Origin of the sequence: Corynebacterium argentoratense DSM 44202, assembly GCF_000590555.1 — a bacterium.
Taxonomy (GTDB): domain Bacteria; phylum Actinomycetota; class Actinomycetes; order Mycobacteriales; family Mycobacteriaceae; genus Corynebacterium; species Corynebacterium argentoratense.
Window position 1 is genome coordinate 639,330 of record NC_022198.1, and the last position, 24,993, is coordinate 664,322.

20 protein-coding genes and 1 pseudogene are annotated in these 24,993 nt (G+C 58.1%); 7 read left to right on the plus strand and 14 right to left on the minus strand.

Annotated features, from left to right (window positions below):
• Positions 1-122: 122 nt before the first annotated feature.
• From CARG_RS03180 to CARG_RS03205, 6 genes are all read right to left on the minus strand, one after another.
• A complete protein-coding gene (locus CARG_RS03180; RefSeq protein ID WP_020975953.1) occupies positions 123-1,505 on the minus strand; it encodes an MFS transporter in 1,383 nt (460 codons plus the stop codon).
• 45 nt (positions 1,506-1,550) lie between these two features.
• Entirely contained in the window at positions 1,551-2,246 is a 696-nt protein-coding gene (locus tag CARG_RS09580; protein ID WP_144198519.1) for a putative quinol monooxygenase, read from the minus strand.
• 6 nt (positions 2,247-2,252) lie between these two features.
• Positions 2,253-3,224, minus strand: coding sequence for a VOC family protein (locus CARG_RS03190; protein ID WP_020975955.1), 972 nt, complete (start codon positions 3,222-3,224; stop codon positions 2,253-2,255).
• An 11-nt stretch (positions 3,225-3,235) separates the two neighbouring features.
• The gene (locus CARG_RS03195) at positions 3,236-3,865 is read right to left on the minus strand and encodes an aromatic-ring-hydroxylating dioxygenase subunit beta (protein WP_020975956.1); all 630 of its coding nucleotides are present in this window, start codon (positions 3,863-3,865) and stop codon (positions 3,236-3,238) included.
• Between the two features lie 36 nt (positions 3,866-3,901).
• On the minus strand, positions 3,902-5,335 hold the full coding sequence (locus CARG_RS03200; RefSeq protein WP_020975957.1) for an aromatic ring-hydroxylating oxygenase subunit alpha: 1,434 nt from the start codon (positions 5,333-5,335) through the stop codon (positions 3,902-3,904).
• A gap of 226 nt (positions 5,336-5,561) precedes the next feature.
• Positions 5,562-6,329, minus strand: coding sequence for an IclR family transcriptional regulator (locus CARG_RS03205; RefSeq protein ID WP_236620159.1), 768 nt, complete (start codon positions 6,327-6,329; stop codon positions 5,562-5,564).
• Between the two features lie 445 nt (positions 6,330-6,774).
• Between CARG_RS03205 and CARG_RS09585 the strand changes: the two genes are divergently transcribed.
• Positions 6,775-7,320, plus strand: a complete 546-nt coding sequence (locus tag CARG_RS09585) for an OB-fold protein (protein ID WP_020975959.1) — start codon at positions 6,775-6,777, stop codon at positions 7,318-7,320.
• A 734-nt stretch (positions 7,321-8,054) separates the two neighbouring features.
• Here the strand turns inward: CARG_RS09585 and CARG_RS03220 are convergent.
• From CARG_RS03220 to glmU, 4 genes are all read right to left on the minus strand, one after another.
• Positions 8,055-8,690: a 50S ribosomal protein L25/general stress protein Ctc gene (locus CARG_RS03220; protein WP_020975961.1), complete on the minus strand. Its 636-nt coding sequence runs from the start codon at positions 8,688-8,690 to the stop codon at positions 8,055-8,057.
• 524 nt (positions 8,691-9,214) lie between these two features.
• Positions 9,215-9,604: a hypothetical protein gene (locus CARG_RS03225; protein WP_144198522.1), complete on the minus strand. Its 390-nt coding sequence runs from the start codon at positions 9,602-9,604 to the stop codon at positions 9,215-9,217.
• 349 nt (positions 9,605-9,953) lie between these two features.
• A complete protein-coding gene (locus tag CARG_RS03230) occupies positions 9,954-10,931 on the minus strand; it encodes a ribose-phosphate diphosphokinase (protein WP_020975963.1) in 978 nt (325 codons plus the stop codon).
• Positions 10,932-10,945: 14 nt separating this feature from the next.
• On the minus strand, positions 10,946-12,403 hold the full coding sequence (gene glmU, locus CARG_RS03235; protein ID WP_052331948.1) for a bifunctional UDP-N-acetylglucosamine diphosphorylase/glucosamine-1-phosphate N-acetyltransferase GlmU: 1,458 nt from the start codon (positions 12,401-12,403) through the stop codon (positions 10,946-10,948).
• Between the two features lie 294 nt (positions 12,404-12,697).
• On the opposite strand from glmU, the gene CARG_RS03245 reads away from it, so the two are divergent.
• Positions 12,698-13,306: a TetR/AcrR family transcriptional regulator gene (locus CARG_RS03245; protein WP_041746941.1), complete on the plus strand. Its 609-nt coding sequence runs from the start codon at positions 12,698-12,700 to the stop codon at positions 13,304-13,306.
• Positions 13,307-13,335: 29 nt separating this feature from the next.
• A pseudogene (gene mfd, locus CARG_RS03250) lies at positions 13,336-16,902 on the plus strand (transcription-repair coupling factor); the annotation flags it as partial.
• 119 nt (positions 16,903-17,021) lie between these two features.
• Here mfd and efeB read toward each other — a convergent pair.
• From efeB to efeU, 3 genes are all read right to left on the minus strand, one after another.
• Entirely contained in the window at positions 17,022-18,266 is a 1,245-nt protein-coding gene (gene efeB, locus CARG_RS03255) for an iron uptake transporter deferrochelatase/peroxidase subunit (RefSeq protein WP_081761696.1), read from the minus strand.
• Positions 18,267-18,281: 15 nt separating this feature from the next.
• Positions 18,282-19,388, minus strand: a complete 1,107-nt coding sequence (gene efeO, locus CARG_RS03260) for an iron uptake system protein EfeO (protein ID WP_046204473.1) — start codon at positions 19,386-19,388, stop codon at positions 18,282-18,284.
• A 66-nt stretch (positions 19,389-19,454) separates the two neighbouring features.
• Complete coding sequence (gene efeU, locus CARG_RS03265; RefSeq protein WP_020975969.1) at positions 19,455-20,309, minus strand: iron uptake transporter permease EfeU; 855 nt, start codon at positions 20,307-20,309, stop codon at positions 19,455-19,457.
• A gap of 300 nt (positions 20,310-20,609) precedes the next feature.
• On the opposite strand from efeU, the gene CARG_RS03270 reads away from it, so the two are divergent.
• Positions 20,610-21,275, plus strand: coding sequence for a MazG nucleotide pyrophosphohydrolase domain-containing protein (locus CARG_RS03270; RefSeq protein ID WP_020975970.1), 666 nt, complete (start codon positions 20,610-20,612; stop codon positions 21,273-21,275).
• Positions 21,276-21,365: 90 nt separating this feature from the next.
• Here the strand turns inward: CARG_RS03270 and CARG_RS03275 are convergent, their stop codons facing one another.
• Entirely contained in the window at positions 21,366-21,848 is a 483-nt protein-coding gene (locus tag CARG_RS03275; protein WP_020975971.1) for a hypothetical protein, read from the minus strand.
• A gap of 153 nt (positions 21,849-22,001) precedes the next feature.
• On the opposite strand from CARG_RS03275, the gene CARG_RS03280 reads away from it, so the two are divergent.
• The 3 genes from CARG_RS03280 to CARG_RS09590 all read left to right on the plus strand — a co-directional run bounded on the left by CARG_RS03280 (position 22,002) and on the right by CARG_RS09590 (position 24,993).
• A complete protein-coding gene (locus CARG_RS03280; RefSeq protein WP_041746943.1) occupies positions 22,002-22,781 on the plus strand; it encodes a lytic transglycosylase domain-containing protein in 780 nt (259 codons plus the stop codon).
• Positions 22,782-23,068: 287 nt separating this feature from the next.
• Complete coding sequence (gene eno / locus CARG_RS03285; protein WP_020975974.1) at positions 23,069-24,349, plus strand: phosphopyruvate hydratase; 1,281 nt, start codon at positions 23,069-23,071, stop codon at positions 24,347-24,349.
• A 104-nt stretch (positions 24,350-24,453) separates the two neighbouring features.
• The gene (locus CARG_RS09590; RefSeq protein ID WP_020975975.1) at positions 24,454-24,993 is read left to right on the plus strand and encodes an FtsB family cell division protein; all 540 of its coding nucleotides are present in this window, start codon (positions 24,454-24,456) and stop codon (positions 24,991-24,993) included.

Below are 24,993 nucleotides of genomic sequence, written 5' to 3' on the forward strand. Positions count from 1 at the left end.
CTTCAAGCGTTCTCGCTCTCTTGTGGATTAACAGGAATATTGAAAATTTAAAAAGCCGTCATGAGGAAAGGCAAGTGTCCTTTTGCATTATGACGGCTAGGAGATGTCCTGCCTGAATGAAATTAGGCTTTAAACACGGCGGTTTCTTCGAAGCGTTCTTCGTGACTCTCACGGTGAGCAGTTTCTCGCGAGAAGTAGATCGCTGCTGAAGAGATAACGAACAGGCCGCTTACCCACCAAGCTATTGGGTCGAGGCTTGATCCTGGGGGTGCTATTCGATTGGCGATGAGGGGAGCTGTACCCGCGCCCAAGATGGATGCCATTTGGAAAGTCATTCCCGCGCCTGTGTAACGATGCGCGGCGTCGAATTTTTCGGATAGGAAGGCGCCAATGGGGCCGTATTGCGCAGGCTGAACGACACAGACCATGAGGATCATACCTGCCCACACCATGGATGGATCGCCGGTCTGGATCATGTGGAACACGATCCAAATACCCGCAATTGAAACGATTCCACCACTGATCATGACAGTCCGGCGCCCATACTTATCGGATAGCCAAGCCAGGAAGGGCATCACGAAGATCGCGATGATCGATCCGATAGTAAGCATCATGAGAGCATCTGCACGTTCGATTGGCTGATCGGAGTCCTTTGTAGAACGAACGATGAACGGAACCATGTACGAAGCCTGCAGACCTTGGACAAACAGCCCGGACATACCGGCTAGGGTGCCCAGGAGTAGGTCCTTGGGTGAGTCGCGCAGCATCTTGACCAGTGGAACACCGGTGTGAACGTCGCCACGGCGACGCGCCTCTTCGAATTCGGGAGATTCGGTAACACGGCTGCGTAGGTAGAGACCGAAAATGACGATGCAGGCCGACAGTAAAAACGGTACGCGCCAGCCCCAGTCCGTTACGAAATACTGTTCAGGATTCGCGAAGTTGGCACCTGAAGCCTTGGCGAAAATAGAAAGCACAAGCGTCGCCAGGACAGCGCCAGCAGGTCCACCAGCGATGGCGAGTGACGCACCGAAGCCCTTGTTACCTTGTTTAGAGTGCTCCATGGCCATGAGAGTCGCACCCGCCCATTCGCCACCGACAGCGACACCCTGGATTGCTCGAAGTAAAACTAGCAGCCAGGGGGCAAGCGGAAAAGCAGCCGATGATGGCATGAATCCGATGGCGACGGATACTAGTCCCATTGTCAGGAGGGTGATGACTAGAACATTTTTACGTCCGTAGCGGTCTCCGAAGTGTCCAAATGCGACGGATCCAATTGGGCGCGCAATGTATCCAATCAGGAGGATTAAGAAGGACAGCGTCGTCCCGGTAGTTTCATCAAGATTGTTGAAGAATAGCTTCGGAAAAACCAGTCCTGCTGCTGCGGCGTAGAGGAGGAAGTCGTAGTACTCTACGGTTGCGCCTAGGAAACTGGACCATACAGCACGGCGCCGTTCTTTGGGATCTACAGACTCTTGGGTAGATGGGGATACTGCGGGAGGCATGGGTTCTCCTTAATGTTGTAGTGAAGTGTCGGGCATATAAGGCGTTTATTGGGCGCCCCAGATCACGGTGTGCGAGTAGTGGGCTGTGTCGGCAGGTAAGAGCCGGCCGTAGTGGTACTCAAATGGCTGGTGTCGGTAGAACTCACGGGATACTTCTCCCCGTTGGCGGGGTGAGGGCTTGCGCCCAGAATCACCTCGGTAATCAGAGGTTTTCATGCGGCCAAACCAATGAGCGTCGTAGATTACTTGGTTGTCCCACAGCTCCAAAAGAAGAAGATCTCCGGGGCGGTCGACGTCCTCGTACCAGGCGTATTGCAGGCATCCAGGTTCTGCCCGAGTTTGGCTGATTTCTTCGCTCGTCATCGCGTACATTGCAGGGTTGTTTTCGCAGGCAGTTTCGATGACTATTCGCACCGGGGAGTTCCCCGGCCACATGATGCGGGAATCCTGGATTGCATCCCTCGGGGTCCAGACACCGTCAATCAACGCATAGGACGATTGGATATAGCAATCAATCGTTGCGTGGCGGAGCAGTTCATCTGCTGGGCCGTTGGGTGCTTCGGCAAGATAGGTTTCGAGCGCGGCCTCGTCTGGAAATAACAGAGTGAACGCGTAGATTTTTTCCTCGCCCTCAGCTAGGCTGCGGTAAACCGTAGCGTTGTAGTGCGCATATAACGCTGCTACCTTGCGGTGCAGTTCTAGATCAGACGCGGACTCTACTACCATTCGGATCATCGTCATGGCTCCCTAATATTCGATAACCCAGTCGGGTGAAGCGAATTCTTCAGCGGGGGCTTCTCGTCGGATTACACCTTCGATGAGATAGCCACCGAGATTGTCGAAAGTGTCGAAATATCCAAATTCAGCTGCACCACCGCGCAGAGGCGAACCCATGCATAGGCTCATACCTTCATCGCTCATGAGCTCGATGACCCTAGTCCACGCAGCTTCGGCTTCTGCCGGTGTCGAGTAGTCCTGGGTCGCTACCATCCAGGGAAAAATGTGGTGAATACCGGGCCCAAGGATGTCAAAGAATTCACGGTTGTAGTGCGAGGGGCCGTGGTTGCATTGGATTATTTCAAAGCCGAAATCGGCGCAGTGGCCTTGAGCAGTGAAATAGCCGTGGTCGACCTTTTCGCCCCGGTACATTGAATCGTCCAAACGCCCAAAGCCGGTTTCCCAGGTTTTGCACTCGAATCGCTCGATGCCGAAGATATCTCGGTAAAAGGGGAGGGTCTTGAGTACATCGTGAACGAGGACTCCGAAATGGTATATCCCTTGAGTAGGGAGGATGCCTTCAACAGCTTCGGGTCTTTCATCCATGTCGGTACTCATTTCGAGCAAGAATCCTCCGAGGTACTCCCTCGTGTCGTAGAAACTACGGCCCCCTCCCACGTAGCAGCGCTTGACATAGGAAGGCCGAGTGGGATCGGTGATTACCCGGAGGAAGCAAATTCCTTCCCTTTTGGTTCGCAGGTGTTCCATGAAAGGGGATTCGCCGGACAGTGGCTGCACCAGTTCGAAAGTGATGTTAGAGGTTGAGCCAATTGCGGAGGTCCAGGACGCTTTAATTCCTTTGCGACCATAGGACACTGCGTTGTTCTCTTCGATAGTTTCCACAGACCAGTCGGTGATTCCGTATACCTTGGTGTAGTGCTCCATTGCCGACTTGACGTCGTAGACGACCACCCCGATGCGTCCGAGTTTTACTTCACTCATGGTGTTACTCCTTAGTAGAAAAGAGATAGGTTTTTAATAAGGATCGTTGCCATGTCGAAACGGATTTCGCGTTCTAGCACGAGAAACCCAAGGGGTGCTGTCTCGTCTTTAACGATGATGTCGCGCCGTTCGTAGGTGATGTGATCCTGGTAGCGCTCTCCGCGGCTGCGGTAGACGAGGACGTTAGATCGAACATCGAAGTTCCCGTCTCCGCGTGCATCAACTCGGACGTTTGACACGAGGTGTCGGGATCGCGATGCTGGCTCCTCGGCCCATGCTTTTTGTGTTTGAAGTCGGAAGACTCGTTGGCGGAGGTATTCCCAGTTTTCCTCGAAGTACACCGACGTTCCTTTTTCATAGAACTCGTGTTTACGTTCGCGGTAGACGCGATTTTCTCGAACTGGAGCCCAGTAGTAGATGTCCGGATGCATGCATTCAAGCCAGGCGTCCCAATCCATGTTGTCGACTAGATCTGCTTCATCAAAAAGGAAGCGTGTCAGGGCGCGTTCAGTTTCGGCGTCGGCGTGTTTGCTTAATGACGCCGCGGTGGGTGTCTCGAGTATTGCTTGGGCTGTGGTTTCCTTCGAATCTGCGAAGTGCTCTCCAGGGGGTGGTGCCATGGTTTCGGGTCCATGTGACATGTCTGCGTGTCCTCCTATCTGGTGTCTGTAGGTCGTTTAGGCTTTTGCGTTTTCGGTGTCGATGTCGAGCTTGGCCATGGTGTTGTGGGTGGCTTTGTAGTCAGCGCCGTCAGGCATTACTGCCGTGAAGTCGGCTTGTTCCACTTCGACTTCTCCGTGGCGTATTTCTTTAAGTTGGGGCCAGTCGTAGCCCATCATCATGTCGCGGTAGAAGCCGTACATGTTGAGCGCTGCGTTATCGGAGTAGACGTGGGCTGTTGATCCGCCGGGGTATCCGTCATCATCTCGGGTGACGGGGACGCCGCGCATGTTGTAGGTGAATCCTGTTTTGCGAGATACTGCGCCTTTGAGAATGTGCTGCATTTCCTCCCAGTTTTCAGCATCATCTTGTTCAAACATTCCGGCTGGGGAGAAGGTGCGCATTACATCGAGTCGAATCGATTCCTTGACTTCCTCGGGTGCATCCTTCGGCACGAACGTCCAGGACCAAATCTCCATTTCGTGTGGCCCGCGCGGGTGTGTGACCCGGAATGTGTAGTTACCGAGAAGCATGAAGTTCGGAAAAACGTTCATATGGCCGCGAACCTCTCGGAATTCTCCTAGACGTTCCTCGATCTTGTCTCGGACGGTGTTCTCCCAGTCGATGAGAGCAGGGGCAGTGTTGGGAATTTCCTTTCCACGCTTGCCGAAGAATGCGCCACCGTGCCCGTAGGGGCTGAACCACTGGCGTCCGGTAGGAATCTTCTCTCGTCCGGTTTTTCGGTCGAAGGTGTCTGATCCGGAGGCCAAGGCTTCCACGGCGGAAACATGAGAGATCTCCGAGTGCTGCATGTCAGAAGTGGGCTGCTCCACGTTGAACTTCCAGTTTGCTGGAAGAACCCACTTGTGTACGGCAATAGCCTCCATGCCCCCTGCGTAGCGGTCGAGATAACCGTCGAGGTAGTACTTTGCATTTCCGAGATACTCTTCAAGAGGGGGAATATTTTCATCCCATGATCCGAAGATGAACCCGTTATAGTTTTCAATCCGCGGCACTTGGATAGCTGAAAGTTTCGTTTTGTCCATGCCTTGCGGGTACGCAGTGTCCTCGTGTGGAATGTCGAGAAGCGTGCCATCTAGTCCGTAAGCCCATCCGTGGAAGGAGCACATGAATCCTTTAGCGAGGCCCCGGTCGGCACGGCAGATTCGCATGCCACGGTGACGGCACTGATTCAGAAAGGCTTTTACGGAGCCATCTTTTTGTCGGCAGACAATCACGGGATCTTCACCGATGTAGGTCTGGATGTAGTTTCCTTTTTTCGGAAGCATTGAGTCATGGGCTAGGAAGACCCAAGTTTTTTGCCAGACCGTTTGGAGTTCCTGCTCGTAGATATCGGCGTCATGAAAAATTTTGCCGGAGACGTAGCCGCCCACCGGGTCTATCAGGTTTTCAATGCCGGTGACGTTAACGTCATGTTGCGCGTGAGTCACTGAAATCCTCCTTCAAAAGTGCGGTTGCGTAAATCACACACTATTGGGGGATATGGGGTGATGTCTCACCAGTGTTCCACTGTGAGGAACACTTCACTCGCGGGTCTGGCGAGAGAGCAGCGCCGCAGCGTGGCTTGTTTTACGCGCGATTATTCGATTGCTAAGCGTTAAACGAGGAAGGGGGCCGTTCGGTGAAGCCTAGTTAGGAGGCATCTGAATTGCAGTATTAACCGTTACTTTGACTGCGCTGCACCGCCAGTACTGCTTTAGATGCCGCAGCACTTACACGCTTGAGTGGGCCAATGAAATCAGATGATCGAAAAACACCGGAAGCGCCGGACACGGACAGAGCGGCTACCGGCACGTTATTTTGACCGAGAATCGGTGCAGCGACGCAGGAAAGCCCGAGAGTAATTTCCTGATTGTCGTAGGCGAAGCCTTCGGCACGGATACGCTGTAGCTCTTCCCAAAATTCGTTGGGGTCGGTGATGGTGTAGGGAGTCCATGGGTGCAGGCCGGACTCAACGACCGATTTTGCTCGGGGCTGGTCCCAGGCAAGCATCGCTTTTCCTACACCCGTGCAATATGCAGGGGCTCGTCCGCCGATCCTTGAAGGTGAAGAAATCCGGCGAGTAGTAAAGAGCTTGTTGATATAAGCAACCTGATTGCCATAGAGATATGCCAAGTGAACTGTGTGGCGAGTCTGCTCGAACAGTGCTGCTAGATAGGGTGTTAACAATTCCGAAAAGGTATTGTGATATTCATTCTCGGGGTTCGACACTAAGTCGTAGCAGAGGGTGCCCAAACGGTAGACATTTCCGCTTCGCTCCACAGCATCGTTTTCGACGAGCGCGGCCAGAATGCGGTGTGCGGTTGATTTCGATAAGTCTGCGCGGCGGGCAAGTTCGCTTACTCCGACTCCGCTCGCGTCTTCAGCTGAAAAACTGCGGAGCAGGCTGAAGGCTTTATCTATGGCGCTTCTTGTGTCAGTCACCTTGGTTCTCCTCACCCTCAACGACGCCTGCGAATTACGCTCAATTATAAGCGGTAGGTCTTCCCATAATCTGTGAAAATATCGGCGGAATCAGTGTCTCAAACGTGAGAACGGGACCGGGGGCAGGCGCAAGCTGTCATCTACGGTGCGTATTGAGTCTATGGGATACCGCAGGGCCGATATGAAAGTACCCCCGGGGGTAAAAATATGCCGATCCGTGCAGCGAAAATAGCAGCTCAGCGCTGGTTTAATGTTTTTAGCACGCTAAAACTGGCGGGGGGGGGGATCGCTGCTAGCCTTCCATAAAAGCTGGAGAAATCTCAGCGTATCGCCCCATTTGATCACGAGGTCGCTGCTCATCATACGCTGACCGCATGATGCCTGTGTCCACCATAGGCAGGGTGATGCTCCATCGTAAACAAAACCATGGAAGGTGTGCGGCCGAATGAGCCAAGAAAATCCCCCCACCCAACCCAATCCCGAACAGCAGGTCGTGTATGTCCAGGCACCGAAGGCTCCCTGGTATAAGCGCCCCGGCTGCCTCATCCCTCTCGTATTGGGCATCCTCCTTCTGCTAGGAATCGGTGGTTGCATGGCCGCCATCGGGAATTCTGTCTCGGACAGCGTTGCATCGTCGAGCAGCAGCTCCAGTAGTGCCGAGGCTGTCGCAGATGATTCCCCCGCTATCGCAATTAGCGCTGTGGATTATGTTGCAGCTTACGACACCAATGAGATCGCAGCCGACAAGGAATACAAGGGCAAGAAACTCGAAGTCACCGGCACAGTAGACAGCGTCAACGAAACCTTTGGCAGCTACCACCTCACCCTCGATGGGCCGAGCGACGGTATCGCAAGCGTTTCCTGCAGGCTCGAAGACTCTGAGCTGGACCGTGCAGGCTCTCTCACTCCTGGAGGAACTGCGACCGTCACCGGCATCGGTGATGGTTTCGACGGCTTCAATGCATTCGTAAAGAACTGCACAATTCAGTAGCTCAGCTTCTCGCAACAGAAGGCTTGCCCCGATTCCAAAGTGGTCTCGGGGCAAGCCTTCTTTAGCGTCATGCGCCTGTGATTCTTCGAGCTAAGTACAAAAAACCGGCAGATTTGGGTTTTGGGGGAGAGTGACCTGCGGAAATAGGGGAGGGGGAGGTAAATCTGCCGGTTTTTTGTACGGTTGGGCATCTGAGGATGGGGCGTGAGCGGGGTGCGTCTGGGGCGTGGGTGAGGTGCGTGTGGGGCGTGGGTGGGATGCGTGCACTGGTTTGGGCAAATTTGCACCTTTAAAAAGAGCGACCTGGGGAAATGGGAGTGCCAGGTGCAAATCTGCCAGAACCAGTGCATCTTACACGCGTCCCCCAGTGCGCCCTCCCCGGGCACCGGCATCAACCCCGCACCGGTCGCCAACTGCAGACTGCAGACTGTGCGCCCCCGGCGCATCTGCTGCCCCAGTACTGCACCCTGCTTGGCAAAACCCGGCACCGGCATCGCCCCCGCACCGGTCGCCGACTGCAGACTGTGCCACCCCGGACTCTGCCGCCCCGGCACCGCCAGTTCGTACCGCCTGCCCGCCCCATCCGGCACCGCTAGTTCGTACCGCCTGCCCACCCCACCCGGTACTACCAGACCACCCGCAAACCCTAACCCCACCTGCAAACAGCGAAACGCCGCGCCCACCAAACGGTAGACGCGGCGTCAACACCCAAAGGGGAGTAAGCGCAAGAAGGCTTACTCGTCAGCTGCGGAAGTCTCCTCGACCTCAGCGGCGTCATCTTCGGTGCCGTCTTCTTGCCCGCCCTCTTCGGGAACGTCAGCGACCTCAGGAACAACAACGTTGATGATCAGCATCTCCGGATCATCGACCAGGGTGCAGCCGCCAGGCATCTGAACGTCGCCAGCGGTGATGGTGGAGCCGATCTCCATGCCCTCAACGTCGAGGACGATCTCTTCCGGAATGTTCATAACGTCAGCTTCAACGCGGATGGTCTCTGCGTCCTGCATGAGCATTGCGCCGGAAGCGATCTCGCCAGTGTGAACGACAGGAATGTCGACCTCGACCTTTTCGCCGCGCTTAATAGCAAGCAGGTCAGCGTGGTCGATGTTGAAGGTCAGTACGTTCTGGTCCACAGACTTGATCATGGCCAGCTGCTTCTCACCCTCAATGTCGAGGGAAACAACAGCGTTGGTGCCGTGGTTACGGATGATCGCGGTGAAGTCGAGGCGGTCAACCAGGATGTGGAGGGGCTCGAACTCGTTGGCGTAAACGACCACGGGGATCTGGCCGGCGCGGCGTGCACGGCGGGCAGCACCCTTGCCGAATTCCTTACGGACGGCAGCCTCAAGGGCGATAGCTTGGTTAGACATGAAAGTCTCCTCACAGGTATTAGTTTCCCGGTGTGCGCATCGGCTGTGAACAGCATTGATGACGCCGCCGGGGTGTAACGTTGTCGCCTGCGCATCACGTCGCACACCGTGTGGCTGGGGCTGAGCCCACCAGGGGTGAAACAACGAAAGCCCGCGCAGGACTCGGATATCTCGTCGAGTCTTCGCAGGCTTACAAAGATTCAAATCGCGTCGATAACGGCAACCGTTGTACAGTACGTGCGCTATGCGGTGTGCATGGTGCTGCGCTGCGTGGCGGCGCCCTCGCCGAGACCTGAAAAATAATACACCCTGCCGGTCTGTGATTCAAAGTGGAGCGACAAAAATATGCGGGTCGGGAACTAAAGCGGTTCGCCGTGCGACTTGTATTCGGAACGCGTTCTCAAATCAAAACAACACATAAACAAGGCCAACTGCGACCGCAGAACACCCCAGAGGGCACTGCGAAGCAGCCGTGACCTTGCACAACCACTTGTGATGAATGAGGACACATGGCACGCAACGCCCTAACAACGCACGAACACAACCACAACACGCACACACCAATCGATGGGCCACCCACCCGCGATGAACCCGCGATGAACCCGCGCACCCCGACGCTCGCGAACCTCGCGGGGCAGCCGAGCACCCTGCTGGAGAGGTGTTTGTTTGCTTGCCTGTTCGTTGGCGCCTTGCTCCTTGGCGCTGGTTTGTGCGCTCTCGTTCGCAGTCGAGGGCTGGTCGGTTGCGGCCGTCTCTGCCGGAGACGGAAGACCGGTCAGCGTCCCGGCAGTAGGTTCCCCAGCGTTCTTCGGGGTGATGGTCACCATCCCGCATGAACTCACGACAAGCCTCACCGTGCACAAGGACGCAACAGCTGACAGCCTCCTGGCGGCACCGACATTAAGCACTCGCATAAGACAATCCTAAGATGGAGCCGCAACCCATTGCCCCGCCTAAACCCCATAGCCCCAGCGTTCCGCACCTGGCACCCGGCCGCAACGCGTCGCCCGTGCGCGCGTTGGTCTGTCTCCGCAGTCGCCGCACCGCGTCAAGCGTGCACAGATTTCGGCAGCGAGCCCGTGGTTTTCGCGTTTTCCCAGGTCGAAAATTTTGAAGGAGGCTCGCTGCCGAAAAACGTGCACACCCCAAGCATCCAACGTGTACACCCCAAGCATCCCCTGGCATAAAAAAGTGGCCCCGCCGATGAGGCGGGACCACACAGCGCACAACCTACAAAGGCAGTGCACAAGGCTCTACATAAAGCTAGGCCTGGCCCTCAAACAGGGTGGTCACAGAGCCGTTTTCGAAGATCTCACGGATGGTCTTGGCCAGCAGCGGCGCAATCGACAGCACGGTCAGGTTGTCCCAGCCCTCAGTGTTCTGCGGCAGCGTATCGGTGGTTATAACTTCCTTCGCACCGCACTGCGACAAACGCTCGCGAGCCGGATCAGAGAACACACCGTGGGTGCAGGCAATGATGACGTCCTTCGCACCGGCGTCGCGCAGAACACCAACGGCACCTGCGATGGTTCCGCCGGTGTCGATCATGTCGTCGAGCAGGACACAGGTGCGGCCGGTGACATCACCGACGACACGGTTAGCAACAACCTGGTTGGCAACATCCACGCTGCGGGTCTTGTGGACGAACGCCAGGGGAGCGTCGCCCAAAATGTTGGCCCACTTTTCGGCAACCTTCACGCGGCCAGCATCGGGGGAGACCACAGCAATGTTGTCGAGGCTGTAGTTCTTCTTGATGTAGTCCGTCAGGATCGGCATGGCGTGCATGTGATCGACGGGGCCGTCGAAGAAGCCCTGGATCTGGTCGGTGTGCAGGTCGACAGACACGATGCGGTCGGCACCAGCAGCGTAGAGCAGGTCGGCGACCAAGCGCGCGGAAATCGGCTCGCGGCCGCGGTGCTTCTTGTCCTGGCGGGCGTAGGGGTAGAAGGGCAGGATCGCGGTGATGCGCTTGGCGGAGCCGCGCTTTAGGGCGTCGATCATGATGAGCTGTTCCATCAGCCACTTGTTCAGCGGCTGGGTGTGGGACTGCAGGACGAAGGCGTCGCAGCCGCGGACGGATTCTTCGAAACGGACGAAGATCTCGCCGTTGGCGAAGTCCCGTGCGGTCATGGGGGTGAGGTCGATGCCAAGGTTCTTGGCGACGGCTTCACCGAGTTCGGGGTGTGCGCGCCCTGAGAAGAGCATCAGGTTGCGTTTGTTGTCCACCCAGTTGTCAGTCATCACGTTCAGCCTTCCTACTGTTGTGCTCGCTGTTGTGCCCTAGCTGCGGCTTCGGCAGCGGGCGTGCCGGGGCGTTTGGCCTCGACCCATCCTTCAATATTGCGTTGTTTACCGCCGGACACGACGAGTGCCCCGGCCGGTACGTCTTCCCTGATCACTGTACCTGCGCCGGAGTAGGCGCCGTCGCCGACGGTGACTGGTGCGATAAACATCGTATCGGAGCCGGTGCGTACGTGATCCCCAATAGTGGTGTGGTGCTTGTTGACGCCGTCGTAGTTGACGAAGACGCTGGAGGCGCCAATGTTGGATTCTTCCCCGACGGTTGCATCACCAATGTAGGTGAGGTGCGGAACTTTCGAGCCGCGGCCGATCTTGGCGTTCTTCGCTTCGACGAATCCGCCGAGTTTGCCCTTTTCGCCGAGCTCGGTGCCGGGGCGGATGTAGGTGTAGGGGCCGACGGTGGCGTCTTTACCGATGACGGACAGTGACCCATGCGTGCGGATGACGGATGCGCCTTCGTGGACTTCCATGTCGATGAGTGTGGTGTCGGGCCCGATTTCGCAGTTGTCCGCGATGGTGGTGCAGCCTTTGAGTTGGGTGCCGGGATGGATGATGACGTCGCGTCCGATCTCGACATCAATATCGATCCAGGTTGTGTCGGGGTCGATGATGGTGGCCCCGCCGCGCATGGCCTTTTCGCAGATGCGGCGGTTCATTTCTTTGCCCATGGCGGCGAGCTGTACGCGGTCGTTGACGCCGGCGACCAACGCGGCGTCATCAAGTCGGTGGCCGCGGACGGTGCGGTCGAGTTCGCGGGCGATGCTGATGACATCGGTGAGGTAGAACTCGCCTTGGGCGTTGTTGGTGTCTAGGCGGGTGAGGGCGTGGCGGAGGAGTTCGGCGTCGAAGGCGTAGACACCAGAGTTGACTTCGGTGATGGCGCGGATGTCGTCGGTGGCGTCTTTTTCTTCGACGATGCGCATGACTTCGCCGTCGACGGAGCGGACGATACGGCCGTAGCCGCGGGGTGCATCCACGGTGGCGGTGAGCACGGTGACGGCTGCGCGGGGTTTGGCGTTGTGTTCGGCGAGCAGGCCGGCGAGGGTGTCACTGTTGAGCATCGGCACGTCGGAGGTGGTGACCAGGACAGTGCCGTCGAAATCCTCGGGGAGTTCTGCGAGGCCGCAGGCGACGGCGTCACCGGTGCCGTTTTGCTGTTCCTGGGTGGCGGTGGCAACCGTATCTACCCCGTAGTCGCGCAGGGCTGCAGTTTCAGCGTCGATGGCTGGTAGGACTTGTTCGCGCCCGTGGCCCACAACAGTGATGAGGTGCTGGGGTTTCAGCCCGGCGGCGGCATGTAGTGCGTGGGCCAGCATGGTGCGGCCGGCTACGCTGTGCAGCATTTTGGGGGTGGTGGATTTCATTCTCGTGCCGGCACCGGCGGCGAGGATGACTACAGCGACATTGCTCATAGACAGTGTGGCTCCGATCGCGAATTCGTCTGGTTGAACACGTTGAACACACACCACGGTACCCCTAACGCGAACTGCTCCCCAAAAGGTCGGCCACGGTGCGTGTCGGTTGCTTTTGGGGAGCAGGAGTGTTGCTTCCCCACCTGGACTCGAACCAAGAATGACGGTACCAAAAACCGTAGTGTTGCCAATTACACCATGGGGAATTGCGCGAGTGCCTACGTATGCCACCTGTGAGGGGCGTTGCGGGCATTGCGCGCCTAAGACTATAGCTCACACTGTAGGGTCTTGTCTATGGTTAGGCAGAGGATGTCGGGCTCTCAACGTCGTGAGCAGCTCATTAGTGTTGGTCGTAGTGTGTTTGCTGCGCGGGGTTATGACGCCGCGAGTGTTGAGGAAATTGCGGCGCGTGCGGGTGTCAGCAAGCCTGTGGTGTACGACCACTTTGGGGGCAAGGAGGGCTTGTATGCGGTGGTGGTGGACCGCGAGATGGTGCGTTTGCAGGAGGTGATTACCCAGGCGTTGGCTAAGGGGCGTAGCCGGACGCGTATTGAGCAGGCCGTGTTGGCTTTGTTGACGTATGTGGAGGAGCATACGGACGGTTTTCAGATTTTGGTGCGCGATGTGCCGCAAGGTGGGGATCGTGGTTATGCGACGTTGCTTAATGACGCCGTGGGGCAGGTGTCGCACATTTTGGGTGAGGCGTTCATGCGGTTGGGCCTGGATCCGGATACTGCGGTGTTGTATGGTCAGGCGCTGGTGGGGATGGTCAGTATGACTGCGCAGTGGTGGTTGGATGTGCGTACTCCTGATAAGGAGGCCGTGGCTGCCCACATCGTTAACCTATGCTGGAATGGTTTGGCCCGGATGGAGTCGCATCCGGTGTTGTCTGAAGATCTTTAAGGATTGTTGTTGTGACTGCTGCTTTCTCTATGGCTGTGAAGGCTCCGTTGTCGGGGTTGTTGAAGGCTGTGGCCTCGTCGACGACGTTTAAGGGCATTGTCCCGAATTTGGATGAGCAGCGGTTGGCGATTACTGGCCCTGAGCAGGTGCGCCCGTGGCTTGTTGGTGTGATGGCGGGTGCGCAGGATAGGCCGGTGTTGGTTGTTACGGCTAATGGTCGTGAGGCGGAGGATCTGGCGTCGGAGTTGTCTTCGATGTTGGGGGATGTGGTGGATTTGTTTCCTAGTTGGGAGACGTTGCCGCATGAGCGTTTGAGCCCGGGGGTGGACATTGTTGGTCATCGTGCGCGTGTACTGGATCGGTTGGGTGCCGGACAGTGTCGTGTGGTTGTGGCGGCAGCTAGGGCGTTGAGCCAGCCCATTGTCGACACTGCGATCAAGGTGATCGAGTTGCGCGTTGATCAGGAGTGCCTTGGCCTGGCGGATCGTTTGACGCATGCGGGTTATCATCATGTGGATTTGGTGGCTAAGCGCGGCGAGTTCGCGACCCGCGGCGGCATTATTGACGTGTTTCCGACCACCGCTGATTTCCCTGTCCGCGTGGAGTTTTGGGGCGATGAGGTATCAGACCTCCGCCCGTTTTCCGTCGCCGATCAGCGCACGTTAACGCTCCCTGAGGGTGAGGAGTTACGCGAGGTTCAGGTCTACCCCTGCCGCACCCTATTAATTGATGACGCCGTGTCGGCTCGCGCCCAGGATTTGGCACGCGAGCACGCCGGCAACCCGTCGTTGGCGGAGCTGCTGACCAAGATCGGAGAGGGGATGTACACCGATGGAATGGAAACCCTCATCCCCGCACTGACGGATGCCGAATATCGGACCCTGCCTCAGCTGCTGCCCGAGGGCTCTTACACGGTGGTCGTGGCGCCGGAAAAAGTACGAACACGCATCCACGACCTGCAGCAAACCGATGAAGAATTCCTGGCGGCAGCCTGGGAAGCCGCAGCGATGGGCGCAGAGGGACCGATCGCGACGTCAACACTGGATTTGTCGGCAGCAAGCTACCGCAGCCTTGAATCGCTGGAACGCAACGCCATGGAACGCGGCGGGCACTATTGGACACTAGACCCCACGGGCATGGGGGCAACCCTGGACCACGAGTCCGGGAACTTCCTGCCGCTTGAGCCCCAACTGCCGCCGGCACCGCACGGTGATCTCAAAGCCATCGAAGCGCTGATGGCCACCCTGAAGGCGCACACGCATGATGGGGGAGCCGCAGCATTTATCGCGCCGGCAGCCGCAACCATCAAACGCATGAAGCAGCGCTTCACCGAGGCGGGCATCCCCACCTACGTGCCCTCCAAACCTAGCGCGCCTAAGCCAGGGCACGTCACCTTGTATCACGCACTCAACCACGCCGGCATCATCGCGGACAATGCCAAAGGCTACGCAGCGCCACTGGTGGTCATCACCGAAACCGACCTGACCGGCAACCGCGTCGGCGACCTCACCGGTGCGAAACGACGCCCCGCCCGCAAACGACACAAAGTCGACCCACTGGCGCTGCAAACCGGCGATCTTGTCGTCCACGACACCCACGGCATCGGGCGTTTTGTGAAGATGACCGAACGCACCATCACTGCTGGAGACGAGACCTCCCGCCGCGAATATGTCGTGCTTGAATACGCCCCTTCGCGCCGCGGCGGCCCGCCAGACCAGCTCTACGTCCCCATGGACTCGCTGGACATGCTGTCCCGATACGTCGGCGGCGAAAGCCCAGCACTGTCCAAAATGGGCGGATCGGATTGGAAAAACACCAAAAAGAAAGCCCGCGCCGCAGTTCGCGAAATCGCCGGTGAACTGGTCGAACTCTACGCCAAGCGCCAAGCCGCACCCGGGCATGCCTTCGCGCCGGACACCCCATGGCAGCGCGAAATGGAAGACAACTTCCCCTTCGTCGAAACCGAAGACCAAATGCTGGCCATCGACGCAGTCAAAGAAGACATGGAAAAACCCGTGCCGATGGACCGCGTCGTCATCGGCGACGTCGGATACGGCAAAACCGAAGTGGCTGTCCGCGCAGCATTCAAAGCAGTCCAGGACGGCAAGCAAGTCGCGGTGTTGGTCCCCACCACGCTGCTCGCCCAGCAGCACCTCGCCACCTTCACCAGCCGCACAGAAGGCTTCCCCCTGACGATCCGCGGCCTGTCTCGGTTCACCAGCACACGCGAAGCCAAAGAAACCCTCGCCGGCCTGGCTGACGGCACCGTCGACATAGTCATCGGTACCCACCGGTTGCTGCAAACCGGCGTGCAGTGGAAAAACCTTGGCCTGGTCGTCGTCGATGAAGAGCAGCGCTTCGGTGTGGAACACAAGGAGCACATCAAAGCACTGCGCTCCGCCGTGGACATGCTCACCATGTCCGCGACCCCCATCCCGCGCACCCTGGAAATGTCGATGGCGGGCATCCGAGAAATGTCCACCATCCTCACCCCACCAGAAGACCGCCACCCCGTGCTCACCTATGTCGGTCAGCAGGAAGAAAAACACATCGCGGCGTCAATACGCAGAGAATTACTGCGCGATGGCCAGGTGTTCTATGTACACAACAAGGTCAAAACCATCGACAAACGTGCCAGGGAGCTGCGCGACCTTGTGCCGGAAGCGCGAATTGTCGTCGCACACGGCCAGATGAGCGAGGAACAACTCGAGCAAACCGTCCAAGGCTTCTGGAACCGCGAATACGACGTGCTGGTGTGCACCACCATCGTCGAAACCGGCCTAGATATTTCCAACGCCAACACCCTGATCGTGGAAAACGCCCACCACATGGGCCTATCGCAGCTACACCAGCTGCGCGGACGCGTGGGCCGATCCCGTGAACGCGGATACGCCTACTTCCTCTACCCCAAAGGCGCGATCCTAAGCGAAAACTCCTACGACCGCCTGGCCACCATCGCCCAAAACAATGATCTGGGTGCTGGCATGGCCGTGGCGATGAAAGACCTCGAAATGCGCGGTGCCGGCAATGTGCTTGGTGCCGAGCAATCCGGCCACATCGCAGGCGTCGGCTTCGACCTGTACATGCGGCTTGTTGGTGACGCCGTGCAGGCCTACCGTGCGCTCGCCGACGGAACGCCCGTCGACGGAACCGATAAGGAGCCCCGGGAAATCCGCATCGACCTACCCGTCGACGCGCACATTCCAGAGCAGTATGTGGCATCAGAACGCCTGCGCCTGGAGATCTATCGCAAGCTCGCCCAGTCCAACACCGATGACGACCTGGATCTTATCGCCGAGGAACTCATCGACCGCTACGGGCCTCTACCCACCGAGGTCAGCAGATTATTCAGTCTCGCCCAGCTGCGCAACAGCATCCGACCGCTCGGGGTGAACGATGTCGGCGTGCAAGGCACCCGCATCAAGATGCACCCGGTGGAACTGCCGGATTCCCGCCAAGTCCGGCTCAAGCGTTTGTTCCCCGGGGCCACCTATCGTGCCGCTGCGAAAACAGTGGTGCTTCCCTTCCCGAAGACCGGCAACAAAATCACCGACCCCACCCTGCGCGACGTCGAACTACTCCAATGGGTGGGAGAGACCGCGCAGGCCTTACTGGGTGTCGACTAGACGCGACTAGGGAGACAACGACAAAGCGCTCCACCCACAAGTTTTCATGGGTGGAGCGCTCGGTACAGCGGTGGCCTTAAGCCTGTCGTTTAAGTAAACAGGGTTTGGCCCCACCACTGCGAGTTATTCCGCGTGCCCGGAGGGCAGGCGAAAATCGCTGAGGATTCGTAGCGGACGTACTCATTCATCTTGTCGTTTTTCGACAAGTTGTTCTGAATCGTGATGAAATCCCGATCCGGATCAGCAACGAAAGCGATGAAGAACAACCCTGCGTTCAAGTGGCCGAAGCCATCCGAACCATCCACAAAGTTGTAGCCGCGGCGCAACATCCGGCCACCATCGTTTTGAGAAAAGTGAGCCAGACGCGCGTGGGCGTCATTGGGGATGATGGGGCCCTCCGTGCCGACGTACTCGTCCAAGGGTAACTCGTCGAATTCGTCCTCGCGGCCCAAGGGGGCCCCGCTGCGCTTGTCGCGCCCGAAGGTGGCCTCCTGTTCCGCCAAGATTTGACGATCCCAGTTCTCAATGAGCATGCGGATGCGGCGGGTGATCAGGAACGTGCCGCCATCCATCCACGAGGGCTGTTTGACCCACACGTGCTCGTCGATGAGCTTGGTGTACTCGGACTTTAGGTTGTTGGTGCCATCTTTAAACCCGAACAGGTTACGCGGCGTCTTCTGCGCACTGGAGGTGGAAGAGGTGCGGCCGAAACCCAGCTGCGACCAACGAATCACGACCATGCCGACACCGGCCTTAGCCAGAACACGCACCGCGTGAACCGCGACCTGGGGGTCGTCGGCGCACGCCTGGATGCACAAATCACCGCGGGATTGCTCGGCAACCAGTTGGTCGCCGGGGAAGTGCGGCAGATCCCGCAACTGTTCGGGCTTTTTGGATGCTAAACCGAAACGGTCGTCAAACAACGAGGGGCCGAAGCCCACCGTGATCGTCAGGTTTGATGGAGGAAGGTCGAGTGCTTCGCCAGTGTCCTGGGGGACTGCAACATCACCGAGGCCGGTGGCGCCGTCCTCAACAGCCTCTTTACCTGCGGACATACGGCGGGCCATAACTGTCCACTTCTTCAACAACTCGATCAGGTCCTCACGCGTTGTGCCTTCGAGAACATCGAAAGCAACAAAGTGCATGCGGTCCTGCGCAGGCGTCACAATGCCAGCCTGATGGGCACCATTGAAGGGAACAATCTGCGAACTATTTCCCGCATGGGCTTTGGGCTCGGAGGAGTCTGCGGGCATCGCAGCGAAACCTGCGACACCGGCAACACCCAAGCCCGCGCCTGTGAGGAAACCACGGCGGGACAGAGACTTTTCGTTCATGACGACCCTCATCTATCAGTTAGCGACGACTTGCTGAACCTTGGCGACCTTCTCGGTCAGCGCGTCGATAGCCGTTGCCAGCTCCTTGCGCTCAGGCTCAGTGACCTTGTTGTAGTCGACGAAACCGTCGCCCTCGCGGTAGCGATCAAGCAGCTTCTGAACATTGTCGAAGCGCTTGTTGATCTCCTTGAGCAGGTCGGCATCGCGCTCGTTGATAGCCTTCTCGAGGGAGGCAATAGCAGCCTTGGAGCCATCAAGGTTGGCCTGGAAATCGTAGAGGTCAGTGCCGGAGAAGATGTCCTCTTCGCCGGTGATCTTGCTGGTGGTGATTTCGTCCAGAAGCTCCTGGGCGCCACCTGCGATCTGGGCGGGGGTGATCTTGTAATCCGGGGAGTTCACGCCCTCGTCGAGCTCCTCGACGTCCTTGTACAGCTGGCGAGCAGTCTGCTTGGTTTCCTCAGTGATGGCGCCGCCGACCCACAAGTCCTTTTCGATCTTGTGGAAGCCGGACCAGTCGTCAACGGTCTGGCCGTCCTCGAGATCAGCCTCACGCCGGTCGATGCGGGGATCGAGATCGTCGGGGAAGGACTCGGCGACGGGCTCGATGCGCTCGTAGGGGGTGCGGGCAATCGGGAACAGTGCCTTGGCAGCCTCCACATCGCCCTTTTCGATAGCGCCGACGAACTCGGAGGTTTGCTCCTTCAAGCTGCCGACCTGGGAGCGGACGTAGGCGACGTAGCCGTCGACGGCCTCAGTCAGCACTGCGTCACCCTCAGTGGCGGACTTGGATTCGCCAGTGACCTTCAGTTGCTGGGAAATACCTTCGCCGACCATGCCGGGCTTACAGGTCAAGGTGTAGTCGCCCGGATCGGTGATCTGGACAGTCAACTTGCGGGTGCTGCCGGGACCAATGTTTTCGACCTCGCCGACCACGCGGCCGCCGGAGGTGTAGACATAAAACTCGGTGGTCTTGCTGCCGTCGTTGGTGACCTCGAAAACGGAGGTGCCGGTCTCGGCGGAATCGCCGCTGACTTCACAAGCAGAATCGTTGGCCTTCACGGTGAAGGTGGTGGTGGAGGCTTCATCAGCCTTATCTGCACACGCAGCCAGAGCCAAAGGCATGGTGGCCAAGGCAAGAAGAGAAATGGACTTGCGCACTGGAGTTCTCCTAAGAATTGTTTATAGTGCTTACGTTACACGGTGGTGTTCACCGGCGTGGGGGGCTGAAGTCGAAACAGCCTTAGGGGGTGCAACCGGGCGCAGGAACAGCGCCAAAGCAACAATCAGGTAGATGACCCACCCGATCATTGATGCAGTCGTTGGGGCTGGCACCAGGTTGAAGATGCCTTCAACCAGTGTGGCGACGGGAGTGCCGGGCACCAACACGTGGGAAATATCAAAAGCGAGGTTTCCAAGACCCGGCACAACGCCGGCTTCCTGGAGATCAGTAATGCCGTAGCGCAGGATGCCTGCGGCGACGACAATCAGCAAAATTCCGGTCACCCGGAAAAAGACACTCAGGTTGATGCGAATAGCGCCGCGGTACATCAGCATGGCAAGAACAACAGAGGCAACGATGCCCGTCATCAACCCCAAGAAGGGAGTTGCGAGGGTGCCGCCGGTGAAAGAATCAAACACCAATAGGGCGGTCTCGATGCCTTCGCGTACGACTGCGGTAAACGCAACCAGTACGACAGCGAAGGGGCCGATAGCGACCGCCTTATCCAGTTTTCCTTGCAGCTCAGCCGATATAGTGGCACTAGCGGTGCGCATCCACAGCAACAACCAGGTAACCAAGCCGACAGCAATCAGTGATGCGATGCCGCCTACTAGTTCCTGGCCCGTGCTGGTCAGTGTCTTGGTGCCGAATTGGATGATGACAAACACGGCAGTCGTCGTGGCGAGTGCGGCTGCTACGCCGAGCCATACCCACTTCAACTGCTGTCGACGGTCTCCTTTAACCAGGAAGGCGACGAGGATCATGACGATCATCGACGCTTCGAGGCCCTCGCGTAAACCGATGAGTGCGTTAGCTACAAACATGTAAATGGTTCCTTATCTGTGGTGAAGCAGGCTAGCCTGTTCTGCTCCAATCAAAGAATAGGCTATGGCTACCACGTTCAGAAAGTCTCTCCATCACATTTTTGTGCATCTGTGATCTGCCTCCTCGGCAGTCTGCGAACGCACAGAGTCGTATCCGGTACTTATACCGTTGCTATAGGAAACAGTGGTCAACTCGGTATGACTAATGTCATGCAGCGCACAAGCCCACAGTACCCGTGCGAATACCCGCGAAAAGGGGCTATCGACGATCCCACATGTGGAGGGTCTAAGATCACTCGCATGCCCGTGCTGTTGCTCGACCCCCGCTGTCCCAACCAGATCCCTATCGAAGCCCTAGCATTTATCACCGGCACTACCAGCACAGTCGCCTACACCGATGAAGTCCCCATCAGGGTGCGTTGGGCGATCGCCGACCTCGGTGCCACTACCGTGTGCGATGTCAGTGATGCCCAGCTGCTTGTCACCACCGATGATTCGAGCGCATTGTTCGCGGAGGCGACAGCCGCCGACAGTCACGTCATCGTGTGTCCGTCGCGCGCCATCACCGCGGCGTCATCAATCCAACAAACCCCCATTGAGCAGGCGCAGGAGACCATCAGCCGTGCCCTCGATATAGGGGAGTGGGAGCAGAAACAAACCCACGCGAGCCTCATCCCCTACCTGGAAGAGGAAACACAAGAGTTCGCCCAAGCCGTGCGCGCAGCAGAAACCCGACGCAGCTACTTTGACGATAGCGACATGTGCGACGAACTCGGCGACATTTTGCTGCAGGTGCTTTTCCATGCAGAGATCGCCCGCCGGCGCGAAGCCTTCACGTTTAATGACGTCGCGGAATCCTTCAACAACAAAATGCGTGCGCGCGCACCCTACCTGTTTGACGGCACAACCGAGATAGTGCCGGAGGCCGAGCAGCAACGACTGTGGAATAAAGCAAAAAGCGTGTAACCCACCCACCCCAGAAGTGATGGGGCGGCGTGGACTACACGCTCAGGCAGTGCGCGGGCACTGCGGATGAAGCTTCCGAATGTCGAAAGCTTAGCCAGCCAGGAGGTTGGTGGCGTTGATCAGGCGGGTGATCTGGTCAAGCAGCGGCTTGATGACCTTCAGGATCTCCAGCAGGGGGCCGAAGATCTTGCCCTGGACACTGTCCTTGGAGGACAGGGTGGGGAAGTCGTTGGAGTCGTCGTGGACGAACTTGCACTGCACTGCCCGGTCGGACAGCCCGTCAATCTGGTTGGCGGTGACATTTGCGACACCCAGGTTGATACCCAGGGTGGTGGACTTCTTGTCCAGAGCCTTGTAGAGCTCGGCGCGGGTGTCGTACTTCTTGTCCTTGGTGTCGATCTCGTTGTCGGTCAGGAAGCTCTTGAGGTCCGGGCAGGTGACGGTGGAGATGGTGCCGTTGCCCATCAGGTAGGTGGTCACCGAAGCGGATGCGGCCTGTGCAGGTGCTGTTGCCATCGTGCCGGCGACAGTCATTGCGGCGAGTGCCAGGCTGGCACGGGTAAAGCGAGACATACAGATTATCCTTATCTGCTGTTGGTCAGGGTTGGTGGCACCTAGCTTAACCGATATGTCAAGCCTGTGTTCTGCGCGCTCGGTCACAGTAGGCACTTGTGGGGGAGGAGGTGACAGTGTGGCGGAGCGTTCGGCGCAGTATGATGTGCCCCTATGAGGTCAAGAGGGTGCGCGGCAGCAGTGGCGTTGGTGGTTGTTCCATTGTTGCTGTTGGTCTTGGCTGGTTGGCTTGTCGTGATTGGGCGTGGGGTTAATCCGATTCGCCACCTTGAGCCTGTTCCGGATGATGTGCCTCCGGCTGCGGGCGCTGCTTTGCCTTCGGTCGATATCAATGGCCCCGGGCGTACTGCCCAGCAGTTCACCGATTGGTCGCAGCCGTTGTCGGAAGAGACGGGCATTTCGGTGCAGGCGTTGAATGCGTATGCGAATGCGACGGCGATTATTGATGCGGCCACGCCTGGTTGTCATCTTCGGTGGACGACGTTGGCTGGGATCGGCTACGTGGAGACGCGCCACGGGACGTATTCCGGTCGTGTGTTTGGTGGCGGCAAGTTGGATGCTGATGGGGTAGCGACGCCGCCGATTGTGGGCCCCGTGTTGGATGGGACTCGTGGTTTCGCGGAGATCAAAGACACCGACCGTGGCGAGATTGACACCGATTCCACTTATGATCGCGCGGTGGGCCCGATGCAGTTTATTCCTGGTTCGTGGGCGTTGTATGGCCGCGATGCGGATGGGGATGGCGTCAAAAATCCTCAACAGATTGATGACGCCGCGATCTCGGCGGCTACATTGTTGTGCGCGTCGGAGCGTGATCTGGCGACACCGGAGGGGTGGGTGAGTGCGGTGCGGGCCTACAACAATTCTGATGACTATGTGATCAAGGTGCGCAACGCTGCTAATGCTTATGCGATGGGGCAGCCCCCTGCTTAAGACCCCCCTGCTTAAAACACAGTGTGGCGCAGAGTAGCGCAGTGTGTGGCGTGCAATGGGTGGATTCTGGGGGTGCGGCGCCGAGCGAGGGCGCTGGTGTGCAGCGGGGGCACACAGTCGAAAGGTGTGAAAGGCCACATTTTTGGACGGTTGGTGCCTCGAGCTGCATCAAAACCCCAGTAGTGGTGTCCGATTGTGTGGTTTTCTGTGCTGGGTGGGCATCACGATCAAAGGATTCGTGCAACAATTGAACAAGAAGGTTTACACAACGATCAAGGAGGCCACAAGTGGCTGAAATCATGCACGTTTTTGCTCGCGAGATCATGGATTCACGCGGCAACCCCACCGTCGAATGCGAGGTCTTCCTCGAGGACGGTGCTCACGGTGTTGCAGGCGTTCCCTCCGGCGCATCCACCGGTGTGCACGAGGCTCACGAGCTGCGTGACGGCGGCGACCGCTACCAAGGCAAGGGTGTCTTGAAGGCCGTCGAGAACCTCAACGAAGAAATCGCCGACGCCCTCGCTGGCCTCGAAGCTGATGACCAGCGCCTTGTCGACAAGGCCATGATCGACCTGGATGGCACCCCCAACAAGTCCCGCCTGGGTGCTAACGCTATCCTCGGCGCTTCCATCGCCACCGCGAAGGCTGCAGCTGAGTCCGCTGGCCTGGAGCTGTTCCGTTACGTCGGCGGCCCCAACGCTCACCTCCTTCCCGTTCCGATGATGAACATCGTCAACGGTGGCGCACACGCTGACTCCGGCGTTGACGTCCAGGAGTTCATGATCGCACCGATCGGTGCCCCCACCTTCGCAGAAGCACTGCGCATGGGCGCCGAGGTCTACCACAACCTCAAGGCCGTCATTAAGGCTAAGGGCCTGTCCACCGGTCTCGGCGACGAGGGTGGCTTTGCTCCCTCCGTTGATTCCACCAAGGCAGCTCTCGACCTGATCGTCGAAGCTATCAACAAGGCCGGCTTCACCCCCGGCGAAGATGTCGCCCTCGCACTGGACGTTGCTTCCTCCGAGTTCTTCGACAAGGACAAGGGTGTCTACAACTTCGAAGGTGGCGAGCACACCGCTGCCGAGATGACCGAGGTCTACAAGAAGCTGATCGAGGAATACCCGATCGTTTCCATCGAAGACCCGCTGCAGGAAGACGACTGGGAGGGCTACACCCACCTGACCGCCGAGATCGGCGACAAGGTGCAGATCGTCGGCGACGACTTCTTCGTCACCAACCCCGCCCGCCTTGCAGAAGGCATCGAGAAGAAGGCCGCCAACGCTCTGTTGGTCAAGGTCAACCAGATCGGTACCCTGACCGAGACCTTCGACGCTGTTGAGATGGCTCACCGCAACGGCTACCGCTGCATGATGTCCCACCGCTCTGGCGAGACCGAGGACACCACCATCGCTGACCTCGCAGTTGCTTTGAACTGTGGTCAGATCAAGACCGGTGCTCCGGCCCGTTCCGAGCGCGTCGCTAAGTACAACCAGCTGCTGCGCATCGAGCAGCTTCTCGGTGACGCCGCTGTCTACGCTGGTCGCTCTGCATTCCCCCGCTTCAAGTAAGCCGGTGTAGCTAGCGTCTAGCAGCTTCAAGGCCCGTCCGTGATGAATGTCGCGGGCGGGCCTTCCGCTGTGCTGCCCCCAATGCTTCTAGGATGGTTGGCATCATGGATTTACAGCAGCGGCCCACCACAGGGCGGACACACACCTCATCGAAGCGGCGCTCCAACCGTAGTTCGGTACCTGTCGCGCGCCGTGAGGTCACTGGGGTGCAGCCGAAAATTCGCGCTCCTAGGCCGGCGTTTAAGATTGGGCCGAAGGAGATCTTCGTTGTCGCTGCGGTGTTGATCCTCATGTTGCTTGCCACCGCTTTGCCTCTGCGTAATTACTTTCAGCAACGCCACGCGATTGTGACCGCCCAGCAAGCTATTGAATCCAAGCAGGAAGAAAAGCAGCAGCTCATCGCGGAGATTGAGCGCTATCAATCGGAAGACTACATTCGCGAGGAAGCGCGCAACAGGCTCGGCGTAATCCAGCCGGGGGAGAGCGCGTACCGCATCATCGACCCCGAGATGAAGCGCGAACACACGACTCAGGGCCGTGACCCTTCGAGTGAAAAACACGACCCCTGGTTTGAGCAATTGTGGGGGCAGGTCGCAGGTGCGGATGACGCAGTTGCAGACAGGGGCTCGGCACTGGGACAATAA